This window comes from Mesorhizobium sp. BAC0120 (assembly GCF_033542235.1).
Classification (GTDB): domain Bacteria; phylum Pseudomonadota; class Alphaproteobacteria; order Rhizobiales; family Rhizobiaceae; genus JAWRCU01.
Map to the genome: position 1 here is coordinate 373,921 of NZ_JAWRCU010000005.1, position 18,029 is coordinate 391,949.

The window sequence follows — 18,029 nt, forward strand, 5'->3', positions numbered from 1 at the left end:
CCTCCTATGTTGCGTCACCGCGGCGGGAGAAGGCCCAGGGTGGAGCTGATTTCTCCGCGCCAGCCTCACTGCACACACCCGGCGCATACCATGCTCCAATTCCGCTGCGAGGACGATTCGATACGCAACCTGCAGGCGGCAGCGGGATGCGACAGGTCAAGCTCCTGCATTCGCTGGATGGTGCCGGAACTCCGACCACGCCCAGTCGGTCCTATTGAGTGCACATGGAATCGGCAACGCCATCGGCGGCATCAAGCGGATCGACAACGATCGGCGCCAGCGCTCGGCGTCAGCCCAACCCTGGCGAGTCCGCCTCTTCAGCCTCATTCAGCGACGTTTCGTCCAGCTCGACGACAGCCGGACGGTTCAAGGCCATCGCATCGCTGATCGCAGCTCCCAGGCTCCGCAAATTGTCAGCCTTGGCATAGGCCCAGCCATAGCCGTTGGCGAGCAGCCGAAAGTCCGGCGTGTGGATGTCGACTCCGATGGGAGTAACCGATGCTCGTTCCATGTGGGCTTTGATTTCGCCATATCCCCGATTGTTCCAGAGGATCATGATAACGTTCGTGCCGGCCTCGACGGCCGTGCCCATCTCCGAGAGCGAAAACTGCAGCCCGCCATCGCCAACCACTGCAAAAACGGGACTAGAGCCGGGTTTGCCAAGCGCCGCGCCGATCGCGGCAGGAAGCGCGTAGCCCAGGGTTCCATAGCCTGTCGCAGAGCAGAAGAATTGTGCTGGTGCCGAAGCGGCAAATGCCGTGCACGCCGCATAGATGGGCTGGGTCGAGTCTCCGACAATCACCGCGCCCGAGGCGCTGTCGCGCAGATATTCGATCACCCGAATCGAGGTCCGCTGCCTCGGCGTCAGATCGGCGTTGAGGGCGTCGCGAAAACGGGCGGCACGACAGGTGCCCTGGCCGGTCCCGCGAATTGGCAGCCTGGCGGCTAGCCTCCCGGCGAAGTCACTCGCATCGGCAACAACGGGCAGGTCGGGCAAGCGCCCGCGGACGGACTGTTCTGCGTCAACGTCGCATCTGATAAGAGGCGCGGAAAGCGATTGATGCTCGACCAATCGATCTTCGAAATCGGTTGGGCCGAGTTCAGTTCCAATGGCGAGGATCAGGTCCGCTTCCTGCATAGCCGCTCCACCGACCTGGCCACCGGGCCAAACGGGAAGCGCCAGGGGATGGTCTCCGGCGAGGATCCCTCGGCCGTTGACGGTCATCAGGACCGGCGCATCCAACCGCTCCGCGAGTTCCCTGATCGCTTCAGCCGCTCTAACGGCGCCGCCGCCTGCTATGATCAGTGGACGAGCCGATCGCTCGCACAGACCCGCAGCCGTAGAAAGTACGGTTTCCGGCGCGGACGGTCGCGACGGAACTGCCAGCTTGCGCGCCGGGCCGAGCCGGGTGGCATCAGCCGTCAAGAGATCAACGGGAATTTCGATATGAATTGGCCTCGGCCGCGCCGACGCGAAAATCGCCAGGGCGCGCGACAGTACCATCGGGAACTCCTCGACCGTTAGCACCGTATGACTGAACGCCGAGACCTGGGACATCAGTTGCTGCTGATCGGGAAGCTCGTGCAGATGTCCCGCCCCCGAACCCATGGCTCCTGCCGAATTCACGGTCGAAATCACCAGCATCGCGATTGAATCGCCGTAAGCCTGGCCCATCGCCGTTGCAATGTTGGTCAAACCGGGCCCGGTGATCGCAAAGCAAACTCCCGGTCGGCCAGTTACGCGTGCGTAGCCGTCGGCCATGAACCCGGCCCCCTGCTCGTGCCGGGGCGTGATATGGGTGATCCCGCTGCCATCCAGGGCGCGATAGAGCTCAATCGTATGGACGCCCGGTATGCCGAAGACGGTGTCGACCCCGTTCGCCGCAAGCGTTTGGACAATCCAGGTAGCAAGATTCGTCACCGCATGTCCCCCCAGAGCAATCGCGCGCACGCTCCGGCAAGGGCCTGGCAGCCGAGGACGATATCCTCGTCTCGCGTGTTCTCGTCCCAATGATGGCTGATGCCGCCAATCGATGGGACGAACAGCATGCCGGCCGGCATCACCTGCGCGAGGATCTGTGCGTCGTGGCCGGCGCCGCTCGGCATTCGCATCACCCGGCCGGGTGAAGCTTGCTCCGCGGAGAGTTCCAAGGCCTTCTGCAGGCGGGCGTCCATAGATTGCGGGTTTGTCCGGCTCTCCACTTGCAACCCAATCTCACATCGACTTGCGGCACCCGCCTCGGCGACCATGTCGCGCAAGGCTGAATCCAGTCGGGCGAGTACGGCGTCATCGGCGTCACGGACTTGCAGCATGACTTCGGCCAGGTCCGGGATGATGCTGACCTGCCCGGGCTCGAGACGGATGCTGCCAACCGTCCAGACTGTCCGCTCAGCAGCGATCGCGCGAAACCGCTCATGGATTCGATGAAGAAGCGCAACAGCGGCGGCGCCAGCGTCCTTGCGGATCGCCATGCGAGTGGTCCCGGCGTGGTTTCGCTGTCCCCGAAAACTGAGGCGATACTGCACGATGCCTACGATGCTGCTCACTACCCCCAGCGAAAGGTCGTGGGCATCCAAATAGTCGCCCTGCTCGATATGGGCTTCGAGATAGCCGAGATAGCACGACGGATCGATGCGAAAGCGCGGCCGTCCCTCAAGTCCTGCCGATGCAAGCGCCTGCCGGAGCGGAGTACCGGTGGTGGCGCAGCGCGACTGATCAATCTCGGCCTCGGACAGCTCGCCTATTGCTGACCGGCTCCCGAGAAAGCTGGCGAAATGCGCCTCCTCGTCCGCCCAGTCCACTGGCTCGACGGCGACGTCAGGATCGCCGAGCTTTGCAATCGCCAGCGCAATCTCCAAGGCGAAGACCACACCCAATGCGCCGTCCAGCCAGCCTGCATGATTCTGCGAATCCGAATGCGAGCCGACGAGGAGCCGCCTGCGGGCATGCGGCGCACGACCGAGGATATTTCCAATGCCATCTAGCTCCGGCTCCAGGCGCGCTTCGCGCATGCGATCCATGAGCCACGCTCGAGCAGCCATGTCCTGCGGCGAAAATGTCGGCCGGTGCACACCTGTCAGGTGGGCACCGAACGTCGCCAGGCAGCGCAAATTCGACAGCAGGCGATCGGGATCGATCTCGAGTTTGGTCTGCAAGATAAACCTCTTCTGAGGCCTTTAGGGCGTCTTAAGCTGCCGCTTCTGTGTTTCCCGAAAGGACGGCGGAAAGGAAGGCCCGTGTACGCGGCTCGGAAGGACGATCCAATACCTCGCGCGGCGTCCCGACTTCGACCACCTTGCCTTCAGCCATAAAGACGACCTTGTCTGCCACTTCACGCGCAAAGTTCAGTTCATGCGTGACGACCACCATCGTCATACCGGTTGCAGCCAGATCACGCATGACCGTCAGCACTTCGCCGACCAGTTCTGCGTCGAGAGCCGAGGTGGGTTCGTCGAACAGCATGAGCTTGGGATGCATGGCTAGCGCCCGCGCGATCGCGACACGCTGCTGCTGTCCCCCCGAGAGCTGCGCCGGGTAACTGCCTGCCTTGAGTTCCATGCCCACGCGGTCGAGCAGCGCCTGGGCTTCCGCCACCGACTCCTCTCGTGTCCGCCGCAGCACGTGTACCGGTCCCTCGATGACGTTCTCCAACGCCGTCATGTGCGGGAACAGGTTGAATCGCTGGAACACCATGCCGGTTGCCCGACGCTGGCGTGCAATCTCATGCTCGCTCAGTCGGTGGACGACGCCGCCTTCGACCCGGTAGCCCACCAGTTCACCATCTAGATAGAGACTGCCGGCATCAATTCGTTCGAGCTGATTGATGCAGCGCAGGAATGTGGTCTTTCCGGAGCCGGACGGTCCCACGATGCAGACGACTTCGCCCGGCAAGACATCCAGTGTGACGCCCGACAGCGCTTGAAAGTTGCTGAACCACTTGCCTACCTGGTGAGCGCGGACAATCGGAAGCTCTCTGCGGGTGCTCAGCACGACTTGACTCCACTCGAGATGCCGCGGGACACCCGCCGCTCGACCCATAGTTGAAGCATCGAAAACAACGAGACGATCACAAGATACCAGACCGCCGCGACAAACAGCATCTCCATGATCTTCGTGTTGACATAGTATATGTCCTGCGCGGTACCGGTCAGTTCAAGGAACCCGACAACGCTGGCGAGCGAGCTCATCTTGAGCAGGCCGATAAATTCGTTTCCAAGCGGCGGGATCACCACGCGCAACGCTTGCGGCAAAACGATCCGCCGGAAGGTGAGCGCATAGCCCATTCCTATCGATTTCGCTGCTTCGTGTTGTCCGACGTCGATCGCCAGCAGACCGGAGCGGATGACTTCGGACGTATAGGCACCCTCGTGCAGGCTGAACGCAATAAGCGCCGCAGCGAAAGGTGTCATGACAGCGACGGTCGGTGCCTCCCAAACGCCGGGAATACCAATGATTGGGAAGATCAGGGCGAGGTTATACCACATCAGCAATTGCAGGAGGATCGGCGCACCGCGGAACAGCCAGGTGTAGAACGCTGCGGCCGCGGATATGACCGGGTTGGCCGATGTTCTGCCGATGGCGGTCAGCGTGCCGATCAGCACGCCGACGACCATCGAGATGACGGACAGGACGATAGTCATTGCAACACCCCGCAACACGCGAGGGTTGAACAGGTATTCCCGCACCGTATTCCAGTCGATGTTGCCGACTGCGAACGCCCAGCCGATGTAGCCCAGTACGACGAGCAGAACCGTCGCACCGAACCATCGGCCATAGTGGCGCGGCCGGGCATGCGGAAGCGCTGAGATGTCGATATTGACCAAGGGCCGGCCCTCGCTGGCTCGAGAGAGCGATGCGCCTTACGGCGCTGCCCCCTGATTGACCGTGGGCTTATCCAGCGCACTCGCCTGAATGCCCCATTTCGCGATCAGTTCGGAATATTTGCCGCTCGTGAATACCTTTTCCAGAGCCGCAAGCACTGCATCGCGCAACTCCGGGTCATCCTTGCGGAAACCTATTCCGACCTTCACGTCTGTGAAGGGACCGCCCAAGGTCCGAAACGGACCCTCCTTGCTTGCCAGAACGGTCGGAATTGCTTCGGTCCCTTGCAGGGAGCCCTGAGCACGTCCTTGATTCAGATAGAGAAACTCTGACGCCATGTCCGTGTCGGTGATTACTTCGATCGGCGGAAGTCCGGCGGACACGCAGTTCTCGGAGCTCCACTTCTCGACCGAGGCCGGATAAGACGTGCCGCGATTGGCGGTGACCACCTTACCGCAGAGATCGATTGGCTTCTGGATATCGGAATTTCTGTCCAGCGTGAAAAAGACGGCACCGGCGCTCAGATAATCGACGAAATCGAAGTTCTCACGGCGAGCCGGTGTATCGTACATGCCGCTGATGATCAGGTCGATACGCTTGGATTGAAGGTTCGGCGTCAGCCCTTCGAAACGCGAATGTACATAGGCGAGTTTGACGCCAAGCTCTTGAGCAATGGCGTTGATCAGATCGACATCGAACCCGACCAACTCGCCCGTCTTGGGATCCACGAACTCCATCGGAGGATGATCCCGTTCGATGCCGACATTGATCAGGCCTGCACCGGTGATGCGTTCGGGAAGCTGTTGAGCCCCGGCCGCGGCGGTGGAAAGCAGGATTGCGGCAGATATGCCCAGAAGACGGTTGATCATGTGTTCCAATTCTTTTTGCGATGCGGGAGATGATTTTACGCTACTTGCCGATCCCGCCTCGGCGAGAGCCGTTTAGACTTCACACGATTGGACGCGCGATCTGCGGCACCGGTTGTTCCCAGAATGGCAACCGCTCCCGGCGCGGCGTCCACTCTCCCCGATCCATCAGACCGCGGATGTGATTTCCGATCTCTTCCATCGTTGCGAACCAGACCCCGCCCTTGCTGGTCATGTATTCCAGCAGGTCCACCATTGCCTGCGCCCGCGCTGGACGGCCGGACAGGAACGGGTGCCAGACCGACGACCAAAGGCCCCCTCCGGACCATGCCGCATCAAACTCGGCGCGGAACACAGCCATTGCCTGCGCCGGCGACTGGATCGGCAGCATGTGATTGAAGTCGCGGCTGTTCATGTATTGGGGCCAGTCGTCCAGCGCATGGTCCGACGGCAACTCGATGATGGAGCCGCGGTCGTTCTCGATCAAGTACGGAACGTCATCGCCCGCAAGCGAGGCATCATAGCTGAAGCCCTCATCCAGCAGGAGATCAAGGGTGGCTGGCGAAAAAGCGCCGGAAGGACAGCGGTAGCCGGCCGGGCGCTTACCCGTCACCTTCTCGATCGCCTTGATGCCGGCACGCATCACCTTCGCCTCGTCGGCGGGCGCCAGGCTGTTGACGCGCTCATGAAGCCAACCATGGTGGCCGATTTCGTGCCCGGCTTCTGCAAGATGCTCGATTGCGTGCGGATAGGTCTCTACGCACCAACCGGGCACAAACACGGTCTGACGTATGCCAAAGTGGTTCCAGATCCGGACCAGGCGGGGAACCGCCACATTGGGACCATAACGCAGGGCAGAGGAAAGCGTGATCCGCCGCCGGGAATCTTCCGGGTAGTAGAGGTGCAGCAGACTTTCCGCATCGAGATCAAATGCAAAGCACACCGCACAGCGGGCTCCATTGGGCCACTCGGGTGGATTGTCAATCAGCTTCAACATTCGGACCCCTCGCATTTCGGAGTTGCTCGCCGAGCGTCCGTCAGCTATTGCCGACTATAAATTTAGTGTCAACTCCATTTTTTTAGTCGCCACTAGAAATTAACGCCAGAACCGGTCTAAGTCTGGGCCGAGTTTCGACGCAATTGAAGGAAGCAGCATGGTCAAAGGCCTGAGGGAAAGACACCGCATCCAGCGCACCGAGCAGGTCTTAGATGCAGCAGACGCCTTGTTCCGTGACCGCGGCTATGAAGAGACGAAGATCGAGGAGATCGCGGAGCTGGCCTCCGTCGCCTCGGCCACCGTTTACAATTACTTCAAGAACAAACCCAATCTCCTGATGGAAATCGCTTTGCGCCACATCCGGGCCGCGGTTCCGGAGCGGCGGAAGTTCATAGAAGGCTTACCCGACGACCCTATGGAAGGCATCATCGGGTTCGAAAAGCTGCTTGCCGACCAAGCTGTGCGGCACCTGACCCCTGAGTGTTGGCGCGTCGTCATGTCGGCGCAGTTCGTCGACACAGATGGGGTGGCACACCGAACGGCAAAGCGCCTCGACCTCATCATACGCCGGCAATACGTGGCCCTCCTGACCAACTACCAGGAAAAGGGTCGCATCCGTGCCGATGTCGATATCAACGTGCTGTGCGACATACTGATCGGCATTGGCAATGCCGCGCTTGCCCGCCTCGTCACTACGCCTTCGATGAGCGTCGAGATGATGCGAGAGATTGGCCTGCCGCATCTCCGACTGGTCCTGTCGGGCGTACTCACTGCCAAAAAGTAGTGGCGACTCCAATTTTGGACTTGACTCTAAATTCTAGCTGCGCACGGTTAGCACGCAACTTCGCGGAGCAGCCCACCTGAACTGGCCGGGCCGGCTGATCCGGATGGCAGCTGCGCCGACTCCGGGCAACTGCTTGCCAGCCACCACGTCAAAGGGTGAATGATGTCCACCAGCCCGCTCTCCGAAGCACAGAAATCAGCGTTGACGTTTTTGTCGACGTCACATGCGGCCCTGTCCCGTGACCACCAGACGATCTGGTCATTTCACGAACCGTCATGGCGAGAGTACCGCTCCTCGCAATGGTACGTGGATCGGCTGCGTGCGGAGGGTTTTCAAGTTGAGCAGGGATCGGCTGGCATGCCGACGGCGTTTTGTGCGCGCTGGACAAATCCGGCCGGCCCTGATCGCGGGCCAGTCATCGCCGGCTATGCCGAATACGACGCAGTGCCTGGTCAGTCCCAAGTCGCCGCACCTTACCGGGCGCCCCGGCCGGGCACGACGAAACATGCCGCCGGGCACACTGATCCCCACTCAGCCCTCGGCATAGGATCCTTCGCCGGATTCCTTGCCGCCAAACACGCCATGGAACAACACGGCATTGCCGGCACGCTGGTCTTCTTCGGCGAACCTGCAGAGAAGATGTGCGGGGCGAAGCCGGTGCATGCCGCGCATGGCTACTATGACGGGCTGGATGCCGCAATTTCATTTCACCCCCATTCCTTCAACGCACTGACCAACGGGGTATTCTGGGAGACGACCAGCGCTCCGTACTGGAGTAAGCTCTATACGTTCGAATGCGAAGCGCCCGAGACCTGGCAGAACGAAGCGCATGGCGGCAGCGTGGCGCATGCGCATGCCTCGGCACGCGCGCCGGGTGCGATCGACGCCGTGTGCCTCATGTACACCAATTCCAAGATGATGAAGGAATCCATGCTGCCGCACACCGGCACGTGGACGCTGAATGAGTTCATTCCTGTGGCAGGCCAGGCGGCTGCAGACAATCTCGCACCGGCTTACTCGCAGATACAGTATTCCATGCGTGCGCCCACGCTCGACATGTGCGCGGCTGCTTTCGCAGTGCTCGATCGCAACGCCGAACACATTGCGGCAATGACGCATTGCACGATGACCTCCGTTTGGATCACCAAGACGCGAGCTGGATTGCCCAATCATGCGCTGGCAGAAGCGACCTTCCGCAACTTTGAACGAGTCGGGCCACCTCAGTGGGGCGAGAAGGCCAAGGAGTTCGCGCGGCAGGGCCAGCGATATCTCGGCTTCGAGCCTCTCGACGAACCTTTCATCGCCAATATGACCCGTCTTACGCCGCCCGCCGAAGCGGAAGCCGCGTTTCGTCGGCAATTGCCCGAATGGCAGCTCAACTACGCCGCCGACGACTACGTCGATTATACCTGGCACGCGCCGACAGTGCGCCTTTACGTCGCCCGGCCGACCCCCAAAGCGCCGCCGTCTGGAGCGCGTTACCCGGAGTGGCTCCGCCATGCCATGAACGGTGACCCGGCCTGCATCGATCCAATGTGGAGCAAGGCCGCCGAGGTCATCTCGACCACAATCATAGACCTGATGACAGACCCTTCGATTCTGGAGCGGGCGCAGGCCGAGTTCCGCGAGCGAACCGGGGGCGGAATCGGAGGAACCAAATGGGTAGCGCCACTGCTGCCGCCCGATTTCCAAGCGCCTATCGGGTACAATTGGCCCGAATGGGTCGAGACACCGCGCGGGCGCGAGTGGTCAATCCTTTGACCCGGCCTTTTCACCAGCACAGGAGATTGAAATGACACAGCCGAGCCACGACGACGTCGTGCAATATGTTGCGTCGAACCGCTTCCCCTTTCCCGGCCAGACGACTTGGCCGGCGGACTATGTGACATTGACCAATGCACCGACGCGCCGGCGATCAGTACCCGTGGACGGTGGCGAATATTTCCCCGACATCGTCGTCGTCGACGGATCCGGCAAGACGCGAGAGATCGGCGACGTTGAAGAGACGCTCGATCCGGGCAAGGTGAAATTTTGGAAAGCGGCTTCTGCGGCGGGTGACGAGTTGCCCGACTACGGCACACGCATCTTTTTCCTCTACGTGCCCGCGGGCAAGGAGAGCGAGGCGCAGCAAATCCTTGATGACAGCGGCATCCAATACGCGGGCGTGCGGGGTTATACAGCCGACGAGCAAGGCCGGATCTCGATTCTTCCCTTCGTCACGCGCGGGAACCCGTACGATCATCAATAGCATCGGCGCGCTTCTATCGAAGATACTGGAAAGCTTCCGGGGATGAACAGTTCTGCATCGGCAGTCGCTTGGTGTGAGCGGCTGGGTTCCGCGGCGGCGTCCGCCCCGGCAAGCGGCATCGCCGAAGTGATGCGCCACGGTTTCGGTCGCAACGGCATCATTCCGCTATGGGTCGGCGAGGGCGACGAGCCAACGCCGGCCTTCATTTGCGAAACCGCGGCCGAATCCATGGCACGGGGGGAAACCTTCTACATGCCGCAACCCGGCATTCAGCAGTTGCGCGATGGGCTGGCCGCCTACCATGATCGGCTCTATGGCGGGCTCTTCGGCGAGCCCTTCCCGGCCGACAGGTTTTACGTGACGGGATCCGGCATGCAGGCGATTCAGATCGCGATCCGCCTTGTCGCCGACCCCGGTGACGAAGTGATCGTGCCGACGCCTGCGTGGCCCAACTTTCCCGCGGCGGTCGGAGTTGCAGGCGCCAAGGCTTGCCAGGTGCCGCTGCGCTTCGATCCCGCAGGATGGCGGCTCGATCTCGATGACATAGCGGCTGCGATAGGACCACGCACGAAGGCACTTTTCATCAATTCGCCGTCAAATCCGACCGGCTGGACGGCGACCGAGGCGGATCTAGCGGCTATTGTCGAACTGTGCCGACGACGCGACCTCTGGATCATCGCCGACGAGGTCTATTCGCGCTTCACTTACGGTTCCGACCGCCCTACCACGCCCTCCCTGCACGATCACATCGTGCCCGACGACCGCGTGCTCTTCGTCAACACCTTTTCCAAGAACTGGGCTATGACCGGCTGGCGCGTCGGGTGGATAGAGGCGCCCGAAGCAATTGGGCCCGCAATCGAGAACCTCATCCAGTATGCGACCTCCGGTGTCGCGGTGTTCATGCAGCGCGCCGCCGCCAGGGCGCTGAGCGAGGGCGAGTCGGCGCTATCGTCGCTAATAGATCGGGCAAGGATCGGCCGCGACATCGTCTCGACGGCGCTCGCCGCGATCCCTGGAGTCAGCTTCGCCCCTCCAGGGGGATTCTACCTATTCTTCCGCGTCGATGGCGTGAGCAACTCCACCGAATTTGCGGCGACCCTGATCAAGGAAGCCGATGTCGGCCTGGCGCCTGGTTCGGCTTTCGGAGCCGGCGGTGAAGGCTTCTTCCGGCTATGTTTCGCCCGAAACCCTGACGATCTGTCGGAGGCTTGTGCACGCTTCGCCAATTGGATGAGCCGCCGTGCATAGCAGCGGGCTGACGTCCGCGACCAATACGGGCATTTCATGAGCGAGAGCACAGAGCTCAGCGGCTCCCCTCGCATAGGGATTGCTGCCGTGTGCGCCGCAATGGCGCTGTTCGCTGCAAACGACGCGGTCCTCAAGCTTCTTTCCGAACAAATCCCCCCAGCGCAGGTCATGGTGCTGCGCGGCATTGTTGGTGGCGTCCTTCTGCTCGGCCTCGTCCTTGTTACGGGCGCCGGGCCCCGACTGGGGAGCGGATTCCGGCCGGCAGTTCTGCTGCGCACGCTGTGCGACGCACTGGCAAGCGTCATGTTCGTAATGGCCCTGATGGGACTTCCCGTTGCGACCGTCACCGCCTTGATCCAACTCGTCCCAGTCGTCACCAGCATCGCCGGCGTGCTGATTTTCCGTGATCGGATGACGCGGAGGCAACTTGCTGCCGTCGTGCTCGGCTTGGCAGGAGTCCTTGTGATCACCCGCCCCTCCGGGTCAGTTGGGGCTCACTTGCTCTTCGGCATCGCCGCGGTCGCCCTTTTGGCCGGCAGGGACGTGCTGACACGCTGCACAGCACCGGGAACACCGTCACTGGTGGTTGCGACCATGACCACCTTCGCCGTGCCGATGCTGTCCATTCCAGAGGTCGCGTTCCAAGCGTGGCAGCCCCTCGAGGTTAAGGCAGCCATGTTGATTGGCCTGATCAGCCTCCTCGTGGCTGTAGGCAATTTGCTGATGGTCATCGCCGTACGCTATTCACCACTACCGGCCATAGCGCCGTATCGCTACACAGCGATTCTATTCGCCTTATTCGCGGGCCTGCTGCTCCTGGACGAGCAACCCGACACGTGGATGATCGCGGGTGGCGGCGCTATTGCCATGAGCGGTTTCCTGGGCCTGCCGCAAGTGCGCCCGCCGTTTCTGCTGTCGGCGAAGAGAAGCTGACGATCGATTCTCGACCTGCTCCGAAACCAAGCATTGATCCCACAGGACAGTTTGCCGGTTCGCGGTCAAGTTCCTATACGATGTGCGTAATATCGTACTGAGGCCGTTCGATGCAGCCCGGCCAAAAGCGTCAGGGCTGCCTTCGCCCACCTCGGTGAAGGGCGATCGTTCAGCAGCCGCCCTTCCCTTCTTACGGTATGAGCACGCTGGTTCCGGTGGTCTTGCGACCTTCGAGATCGGCGTGCGCCTTCGCCACATCCGCAAGCAGATAGCGCTGGTTGATTGCGATCTTCACGAAGCCCTGCCGCACGGCATCGAAGAGTGCGCTCGCCGATTCCTCCAGGTCGCTGCGCTTGCCGATATATGAGAAGATCGTCGGCCGCGTCAGGTAGAGCGAACCCTTCTGCGACAGGATCGCCAGATTGAAGGGCGGGATCGAACCGGACGACTGGCCGAAGCTCACGAACAGATGGCGCGGCTTCAGGCAGTCAAGCGAGGCTGGAAACGTGTCCTTGCCGACGGAATCGTAGACCACGTCGCACATCTGGCCGCCGGTGATCTCCCGCACCGCCGAAACGAAATCGACCTCGCGGTAATTGATGACGTGATCGAAGCCATGGCTCCCGGCGAGCGCTGCCTTCTCCGGCGAGCTTGTCGTGCCGATCACCGTGGCGCCGAGATGCTTGGCCCATTGACCGAAGATCAGGCCGACACCGCCGGCTGCGGCGTGATAGAGCACGATATCGCCTGGCTTCACGGCATAGGTCCGGCGCAGGAGGTATTCGGCCGTCATCCCCTTGAGCATCATCGCAGCGGCCTGCTCGTCCGTCACCCCGTCGGGAATCCTGACCAGCCGGTCGGCGGCAATCAACCGCTCCTCGGCATAGGCGCCGAGCGGGCCGACATAGGCGACGCGGTCGCCCTCTTTTACGACGTCGACCCCCTCGCCCACCGCGAGCACGACGCCGGCTGCCTCATTGCCGAGCGTCAGCGGCAGCCCGGCCGGCGGCGAATAGGTTCCGCTGCGATAGTAGACGTCGAGAAAGTTCAGGCCGATCGCAGTATGCCTGATCAGCGCCTCCCCGGCGCCGGGCTTGCCGATCTCCACCTCTTCATAGCGAAGCACATCGACGCCGCCCTGCTCATGGATCCTTACTGCCTTCGGCATATCAGCTCCTCTTTGCACCGAGATTGGGGAACAATTGCATGATGCCGCCGATCACGAACAAATAAAGGCTGGTCGCAGCGATCCCGTATTTGACGAACACATGGGCGTTCATCGACTGCAGGAGCGCGATCGCCCCGAAACCGCACCATGCAAGAAAGATCGGCAGGTTGATGCTGCGCAACCGCTCGACCCGAACCGGGTGCAGGAAATACATCGGCACGAAGGTGAGTATGCCGGCAATCACGACAACGCCGAACGACACCCACTCCCCCGGCTCGATGACGAACAGCGTGAACACGATCATGTTCCATACGACCGGGAAGCCCTTGAAGAAGTTCTCCTTCGTCTTCATCCCGGTATCGGCATAATAGATGGCGCTCGATACCACGATGATCGCGGCAGAGAGGAAGGAGAGCCTCTCGCCCATGAAGCCGCGCTGGTAGAGCGCAAAAGCCGGGATCAGGACATAGGTGACATAGTCGATGATGTTGTCGAGCATGTCGCCGGACCATGTCGGCAGGATTTCCTTGACCTGCAGCCGGCGGGCGATCGGCCCGTCAATGCCATCGACCAGGAGCGCCAGCCCCAGCCACCAGAACATCAGGGTCCAGCTTTCCTCGCTGGCCGCCACCAGAGAGAGGAAGGCGAGGAAAGAGCCTGATGCTGTAAGCAGGTGGACCGAAAAAGCGCGCGCCTGCGGCCATGTCACCTTCTTCTTGGGCTTGGGAATGCGAGCAGAAAGCGGCTTGCTTGTCACGGTCCGCGCCAATCCAGTTTGCATATCTCGGCCGACCGTCCGGCGAAATTCCAGTTGCGGCCGAAGGCGCGCATCCTGCTTTTCTCGGCCCTGGCGACCGTGATCTCCGGCGCGATCCAGTATTCGGAGTTCTGAATCACCGTGTCACGCTCACGGTCCTTGCCGGGAATGGGGGTGACGGCGCCCTCGATGATCTTCGGGATCTGGAATTTTCGCGTCCTGCCCTCGATTTCATAGCTGATCGGCGCCTGCTCGACGCCCAGGAACCTGCCGACGAGGATCGAGAGAAGCGATGTCGTGCCGCCGGCCTTGCCCATGAAAATCTTGGTCAGCGCCTTCACCGCATAGATGGAAGCCCGTTGGTCGATGAAAAGCCCGGCAGACCAGTTGCCGCGGCTCATATAGCCGGGAATCTCCATGACAAGGCCGAGGTTCAAGCCCGAGAGGTCAACATCTCCGAAATGTCCGCTGTCGATGCGCAAGCCAGCCCAGGTCTGGCAATAGCCTTCGGTAGGCGGGTGGCTGCCGAGCGAGAGAACGCAGGGGCAGAATACTGTGCAATTACAGGAGAGGACCAGCTCTCCCTGCATCGCCCAACTTCGATCGGCCATGGCCCTCCCCAGTCTCTCAACGCGAAACTACTAGCAGCGCCACCGCCCACACAAGCAATATAGCGCCGGCAACGCTGCCCGGCAGCCGCCTATCCCACTGTTTTTCCACGATGGCAAACAGGCCGATGAGCGCCATCCAGAAGATGTTCATCACGCCGACGGCAAACATCACCAGCATCAGCGCCCAGCAGCAGCCAAGGCACCAGACGCCCTGCTCGACCCCGAGCCGGAATATGCGCGAGGTTCGGCTCGACCAGCGCGAGAACAGTATCGCGAATGGGTTGCGGCATTTCTCGAGGCAGGCCTTTTTCAAGTTGCTGAACTGATAGATCCCGGCGATCCCCAGCGCCGCTGCACCGGCAACCCCGCTCACGGGAGCGGCGGCATTGGTCAGGAACAATGTAATCGCGGCAAAGAGAAGCGAAGCCGCGGCCCAGGCGGATAGATAGCCGGCGACCAGCACCAAGGGGTGCACTACAGCCTCGTCCTTTGCGTGGGCCGTATCGGCAATCTCGCAATAAGTGCGAATCAGGGGCGCGGCGGAGGGCAGCATCATCGCGACGGCCATCAGCATCCACATCGTCCAGAGCAAGACAAAGCCCAGCACTCCGCCGCCTGGCCCGGCGGGCCCCGCGCACAAGGCGACCAACTGCGCGGCCCAGTCGGGAAGCGTCACGTCGGGCAAGAGGCGCAGCAGCGAATTGCCTGGCGCGTCTTCGGCCGGGATCGCAAGCCGCGCCGCGCCTGCGGAAAGCCCCACGAGAGCAAGCCATGACAGCAGGATGGCCGCACCAACAACGGCATTGACGACTGCACTCATCCTGAGCACCGCGAACGCCGTTAACTGTCCCGGTCTGTCGAGGTGGGCGAAATCTGAGTTTTCCTCGGCCATGACGGACACTATGCTCATTGTTAAGGAAGGCGCCGCTTGCCTGTTCGTGAGCACTCTAGGCAGTCGGCCTTAGCCGCACTAGTGACGCGGTTTGTCGGAGAATGAAATGGTGAAGACGCTGAACGCCGAGATCGTGGTCGCCGGAACCGGACCAACCGGCATGATCGCCGCGCTAGGTCTTGCACATGCCGGTTTTTTCGTCGCGCTTGCTGGCCCTCGGCCGCGCGGTGACGACCGGCGCACGACCGCCCTGATGCGCCCGGCGCTGACCTATCTGGACAGCCTGGGAATCCTGCAGCGGGTAGCCGGCGAGGCGGCGCCGCTCAGCGTCATGCGCATCGTCGACGCGACGTCGCGCCTGATCCGAAGCCCGATCGTCACTTTCCGTGCCAGCGAGATCGGCGAGGAATCTTTCGGCCTCAACACGCCGAACACAGTGCTCAATGAAGCGCTCGAGACAGCGATTGCCGAACAAAAGACGATCGAGTGGCGGCAGGCCACCGTTGCGCACTGGGAAATCGGAGACAAATCGGCAGTCGCGACACTGGATGACAGGACACGCATCGAAGCGCCGCTCGCCATTGCAGCCGATGGCCGCGATTCCAGAGCACGCGAGGCGGCCGGCATCAAGACCGCCGGGCGCTCCTACCGACAGTCGGCGCTGGTGCTCAATTTCGCCCACACCCGCGAGCACGGCTCGACCTCGACGGAATTCCACACGGAGACCGGACCTTTCACCCAGGTGCCGCTTCCCGGCAACCGGTCGAGCCTGGTGTGGGTCGTGCGGCCGGAGACGGCTGCCGAACTTGCCTTGCTTGACGATGCAGCGCTCTCGATGCGAATCGAGGAGAAGATGCAGTCTATGCTCGGCCGCGTCACGGTCGAGCCCGGCCGGCAGATCTATCCCCTTTCCTCGCTGCTCCCGACGTGCTTTGCCAAGAACCGCGTTGCTCTGGTCGGCGAGGCTGCGCATGTCTTCCCGCCGATCGGCGCGCAAGGCCTTAATCTCGGAATACGCGACGTCGAGGACATCGTGCGCACGGCAAGCGACGATCGCCTCGACCCGGGCAGCGTCACCGCCCTTGCTGCCTATGACGGGCGCCGGCGGCCCGACATCCTGGCGCGCTCGACCGCCGTGAACCTGCTCAACCTCTCGCTCCTGTCGGACCTGCTGCCGGCGCAGATGGCGCGCAGCGCAGGGCTTGGCGCGCTCAAGGCGCTCTCGCCCGTACGCGCCTTCTTCATGCGCGAAGGCATGCAGCCGGGGAGCGGCTTTGCACGCATCGTCTCCTCGCTCAGGGAACAGATGTGGCGATGAAACCTTTAGCAGGATTGAATTTAGCCGGCAGCTACGCCAAATAGCGGCTATGGGCGCTGTAAAAACTGCCAGATTCAGCATTGGCCAGATCGTCCGCCACCGGATATTTCCCTTCCGTGGCGTCATCTTTGACGTCGACCCCGAGTTCAACAACACTGAGGAATGGTACGAGGCGATCCCCGCCGAAGTGCGTCCGCGCAAAGACCAGCCTTTCTATCATCTGCTCGCCGAGAATTCTGAGTCTCAGTACATCGCTTACGTCTCCGAGCAGAACCTGCTCGACGACAGCGACGGAGAGCCCCTGCAGCATCCACAGATCCGCGACCTGTTCGAGACGACGCCCGACGGTCGCTTCGAGTTGAAGGGGCGCGCGCAGCACTAGCAGACGACAAGTTAGCTTGAGGCAGTGCCGGTACGACGGTCGGCCGGGGCGATCTGATTGACGACCTCGAGGCTGCCGCGATAGCCGAATGCGGCTGCGACCCCGGCGACAGTCGTGCCGGGGAGCTTGAGCGGCATCGACGCCAGCATCTGACCCCGTAAGAGCAACGCAAGGCTTGGCAGGAGAAAAACAAAGCGGCGCCCGAAGGCGCCGCTCACATGCTATGCGTTACCGGCCGATCAATTCGCAGTCTTCGCCTTGTCCTGCTCCTGCTTGAGCTTCTTGGCGAAGTCCTCGTTGTTCTTGGCCACGAAGTCCTGCAGCTTCTTCTGGCGGTCCTCGATATCTGACTGCTGGAGCGGCGCGCCCTCATAGGCACCGGTGAAGCCCTCGAGCGACACCTTCACCGGGTTCGGTTGGTTCTGGAAGTTGACCGACGTGAAGGTGAGCGTCGAGCCCTTCTTGAAGGAGGCGATCATCTGGTCGGAAAGCTGCGCCTCGGCGATGCAGCGGTCGGGGAAACAGATCGCGTAATCGAGCTTCTGCGCCTTGCCGTTGTCGATCTGCATGCCGATCCCGGGAGCCACCATGCGGCCGCTCGGCACCGAGACCTGGAACACCTTGCGGTTTATCTTGCCCTTGAGCTCGATGAGGCTGATGCCGGTCACGAGCTGTCCGGTCTGGGCGGTCACGATGTTCTGCACGTTGCAGACATCGACCTCCTGCTGTTTGGTGCAGGCCTTGAACCAGCCTTGCGGAAGTTGCGGTTGCTGCTGGGCGAAGGCCGGCGCCAGACCGGCGGCAAGCAGCCCGACAACGCCTGCAGCTATGATCGATAGACGTGAAGCGTTGATGTCCGAGCTCGTCATCGTCCGATTATCCTTTCTGAAGTCCCTTCCGCGGGGCCCCAGCCCCTTTCCCTTTGTCGCTTGGTGTTGCCGAATTGAGGCAACAGCATGGCCCGGTGGCGTGTTACACGGGAGCAGACGCCGAATCCAGCCTG

At 61.8% G+C, this 18,029-nt stretch carries 19 protein-coding genes; 7 read left to right on the forward strand and 12 right to left on the reverse strand.

Annotated features, from left to right (window positions below):
• Positions 1-289 precede the first annotated feature (289 nt).
• The 6 genes from SAZ10_RS14745 to SAZ10_RS14770 all read right to left on the reverse strand — a co-directional run bounded on the left by SAZ10_RS14745 (position 290) and on the right by SAZ10_RS14770 (position 6,685).
• A complete protein-coding gene (locus SAZ10_RS14745) occupies positions 290-1,921 on the reverse strand; it encodes a 5-guanidino-2-oxopentanoate decarboxylase (RefSeq protein ID WP_318609996.1) in 1,632 nt (543 codons plus the stop codon).
• Positions 1,918-3,156 (reverse strand): hydantoinase/carbamoylase family amidase, encoded by a 1,239-nt coding sequence (locus tag SAZ10_RS14750; RefSeq protein WP_318609997.1) that lies wholly within the window; start codon positions 3,154-3,156, stop codon positions 1,918-1,920. Before SAZ10_RS14750 ends, SAZ10_RS14745 begins: the two co-directional genes overlap by 4 nt.
• 31 nt (positions 3,157-3,187) lie before the next feature.
• Positions 3,188-3,991, reverse strand: a complete 804-nt coding sequence (locus SAZ10_RS14755; protein WP_412535219.1) for an amino acid ABC transporter ATP-binding protein — start codon at positions 3,989-3,991, stop codon at positions 3,188-3,190.
• The gene (locus SAZ10_RS14760; RefSeq protein ID WP_318609998.1) at positions 3,985-4,824 is read right to left on the reverse strand and encodes an amino acid ABC transporter permease; all 840 of its coding nucleotides are present in this window, start codon (positions 4,822-4,824) and stop codon (positions 3,985-3,987) included. The genes SAZ10_RS14755 and SAZ10_RS14760 overlap by 7 nt, the downstream gene beginning before the upstream one ends.
• A gap of 36 nt (positions 4,825-4,860) precedes the next feature.
• Positions 4,861-5,691 carry an ABC transporter substrate-binding protein gene (locus SAZ10_RS14765; RefSeq protein ID WP_318609999.1) on the reverse strand — a complete coding sequence of 277 codons (831 nt, stop codon included), beginning with the start codon at positions 5,689-5,691 and terminating at the stop codon, positions 4,861-4,863.
• Positions 5,692-5,770: 79 nt separating this feature from the next.
• Positions 5,771-6,685 (reverse strand): polysaccharide deacetylase, encoded by a 915-nt coding sequence (locus tag SAZ10_RS14770; RefSeq protein ID WP_318610000.1) that lies wholly within the window; start codon positions 6,683-6,685, stop codon positions 5,771-5,773.
• A 157-nt stretch (positions 6,686-6,842) separates the two neighbouring features.
• On the opposite strand from SAZ10_RS14770, the gene SAZ10_RS14775 reads away from it, so the two are divergent.
• From SAZ10_RS14775 to SAZ10_RS14795, 5 genes are all read left to right on the forward strand, one after another.
• Complete coding sequence (locus tag SAZ10_RS14775) at positions 6,843-7,469, forward strand: TetR/AcrR family transcriptional regulator (protein ID WP_318610001.1); 627 nt, start codon at positions 6,843-6,845, stop codon at positions 7,467-7,469.
• A gap of 357 nt (positions 7,470-7,826) precedes the next feature.
• Positions 7,827-9,230 carry an amidohydrolase gene (locus SAZ10_RS14780; RefSeq protein WP_318610002.1) on the forward strand — a complete coding sequence of 468 codons (1,404 nt, stop codon included), beginning with the start codon at positions 7,827-7,829 and terminating at the stop codon, positions 9,228-9,230.
• Positions 9,231-9,261: 31 nt separating this feature from the next.
• Positions 9,262-9,717, forward strand: coding sequence for a hypothetical protein (locus SAZ10_RS14785; RefSeq protein WP_318610003.1), 456 nt, complete (start codon positions 9,262-9,264; stop codon positions 9,715-9,717).
• 42 nt (positions 9,718-9,759) lie between these two features.
• A complete protein-coding gene (locus tag SAZ10_RS14790) occupies positions 9,760-10,965 on the forward strand; it encodes a pyridoxal phosphate-dependent aminotransferase (RefSeq protein ID WP_318610004.1) in 1,206 nt (401 codons plus the stop codon).
• Positions 10,966-11,001: 36 nt separating this feature from the next.
• On the forward strand, positions 11,002-11,898 hold the full coding sequence (locus SAZ10_RS14795; protein WP_318610005.1) for a DMT family transporter: 897 nt from the start codon (positions 11,002-11,004) through the stop codon (positions 11,896-11,898).
• A 190-nt stretch (positions 11,899-12,088) separates the two neighbouring features.
• On the opposite strand, the gene SAZ10_RS14800 is transcribed toward SAZ10_RS14795, so the two are convergent.
• The 4 genes from SAZ10_RS14800 to SAZ10_RS14815 are packed head-to-tail and all read right to left on the reverse strand — an operon-like array spanning position 12,089 to position 15,254.
• Positions 12,089-13,066, reverse strand: a complete 978-nt coding sequence (locus tag SAZ10_RS14800; protein ID WP_318610006.1) for a quinone oxidoreductase — start codon at positions 13,064-13,066, stop codon at positions 12,089-12,091.
• A 1-nt stretch (position 13,067) separates the two neighbouring features.
• Entirely contained in the window at positions 13,068-13,847 is a 780-nt protein-coding gene (gene pcsA / locus SAZ10_RS14805; protein ID WP_318610007.1) for a phosphatidylcholine synthase, read from the reverse strand.
• The gene (locus tag SAZ10_RS14810; protein WP_318610008.1) at positions 13,820-14,434 is read right to left on the reverse strand and encodes a DUF1326 domain-containing protein; all 615 of its coding nucleotides are present in this window, start codon (positions 14,432-14,434) and stop codon (positions 13,820-13,822) included. The genes pcsA and SAZ10_RS14810 overlap by 28 nt, the downstream gene beginning before the upstream one ends.
• Positions 14,435-14,450: 16 nt before the next feature.
• Positions 14,451-15,254: a DUF2182 domain-containing protein gene (locus SAZ10_RS14815; RefSeq protein ID WP_318610009.1), complete on the reverse strand. Its 804-nt coding sequence runs from the start codon at positions 15,252-15,254 to the stop codon at positions 14,451-14,453.
• Positions 15,255-15,432: 178 nt separating this feature from the next.
• Here SAZ10_RS14815 and SAZ10_RS14820 point away from each other — a divergent pair, with 178 nt between their 5' ends.
• Both SAZ10_RS14820 and hspQ read left to right on the forward strand, forming a co-directional pair.
• The gene (locus SAZ10_RS14820) at positions 15,433-16,644 is read left to right on the forward strand and encodes a UbiH/UbiF family hydroxylase (protein ID WP_318610010.1); all 1,212 of its coding nucleotides are present in this window, start codon (positions 15,433-15,435) and stop codon (positions 16,642-16,644) included.
• Positions 16,645-16,693: 49 nt separating this feature from the next.
• Positions 16,694-17,026, forward strand: coding sequence for a heat shock protein HspQ (hspQ, locus tag SAZ10_RS14825; RefSeq protein ID WP_318610011.1), 333 nt, complete (start codon positions 16,694-16,696; stop codon positions 17,024-17,026).
• Positions 17,027-17,037: 11 nt separating this feature from the next.
• On the opposite strand, the gene SAZ10_RS14830 is transcribed toward hspQ, so the two are convergent.
• Together SAZ10_RS14830 and SAZ10_RS14835 are read right to left on the reverse strand one after the other, a co-directional pair.
• On the reverse strand, positions 17,038-17,163 hold the full coding sequence (locus tag SAZ10_RS14830) for a hypothetical protein (protein WP_318610012.1): 126 nt from the start codon (positions 17,161-17,163) through the stop codon (positions 17,038-17,040).
• Between the two features lie 102 nt (positions 17,164-17,265).
• Positions 17,266-17,895: an invasion associated locus B family protein gene (locus SAZ10_RS14835; RefSeq protein WP_318610013.1), complete on the reverse strand. Its 630-nt coding sequence runs from the start codon at positions 17,893-17,895 to the stop codon at positions 17,266-17,268.
• Positions 17,896-18,029: the final 134 nt, after the last annotated feature.

Excerpts from the sequence above, each read along its gene's own strand:
- SAZ10_RS14765 (WP_318609999.1), bottom strand. The coding sequence starts at position 5,691 with ATGATCAACCGTCTTCTGGGCATATCTGCCGCAATCCTGCTTTCCACC.
- SAZ10_RS14770 (WP_318610000.1), bottom strand. The coding sequence starts at position 6,685 with ATGTTGAAGCTGATTGACAATCCACCCGAGTGGCCCAATGGAGCCCGC.
- SAZ10_RS14775 (WP_318610001.1), top strand. The coding sequence starts at position 6,843 with ATGGTCAAAGGCCTGAGGGAAAGACACCGCATCCAGCGCACCGAGCAG.
- SAZ10_RS14780 (WP_318610002.1), top strand. The coding sequence starts at position 7,827 with ATGCCGACGGCGTTTTGTGCGCGCTGGACAAATCCGGCCGGCCCTGAT.
- SAZ10_RS14785 (WP_318610003.1), top strand. The coding sequence starts at position 9,262 with ATGACACAGCCGAGCCACGACGACGTCGTGCAATATGTTGCGTCGAAC.
- SAZ10_RS14790 (WP_318610004.1), top strand. The coding sequence starts at position 9,760 with ATGAACAGTTCTGCATCGGCAGTCGCTTGGTGTGAGCGGCTGGGTTCC.
- SAZ10_RS14795 (WP_318610005.1), top strand. The coding sequence starts at position 11,002 with ATGAGCGAGAGCACAGAGCTCAGCGGCTCCCCTCGCATAGGGATTGCT.
- SAZ10_RS14800 (WP_318610006.1), bottom strand. The coding sequence starts at position 13,066 with ATGCCGAAGGCAGTAAGGATCCATGAGCAGGGCGGCGTCGATGTGCTT.
- pcsA (WP_318610007.1), bottom strand. The coding sequence starts at position 13,847 with ATGCAAACTGGATTGGCGCGGACCGTGACAAGCAAGCCGCTTTCTGCT.
- SAZ10_RS14810 (WP_318610008.1), bottom strand. The coding sequence starts at position 14,434 with ATGGCCGATCGAAGTTGGGCGATGCAGGGAGAGCTGGTCCTCTCCTGT.
- SAZ10_RS14815 (WP_318610009.1), bottom strand. The coding sequence starts at position 15,254 with ATGAGTGCAGTCGTCAATGCCGTTGTTGGTGCGGCCATCCTGCTGTCA.
- SAZ10_RS14820 (WP_318610010.1), top strand. The coding sequence starts at position 15,433 with ATGGTGAAGACGCTGAACGCCGAGATCGTGGTCGCCGGAACCGGACCA.
- hspQ (WP_318610011.1), top strand. The coding sequence starts at position 16,694 with ATGGGCGCTGTAAAAACTGCCAGATTCAGCATTGGCCAGATCGTCCGC.
- SAZ10_RS14830 (WP_318610012.1), bottom strand. The coding sequence starts at position 17,163 with ATGCCGCTCAAGCTCCCCGGCACGACTGTCGCCGGGGTCGCAGCCGCA.
- SAZ10_RS14835 (WP_318610013.1), bottom strand. The coding sequence starts at position 17,895 with ATGACGAGCTCGGACATCAACGCTTCACGTCTATCGATCATAGCTGCA.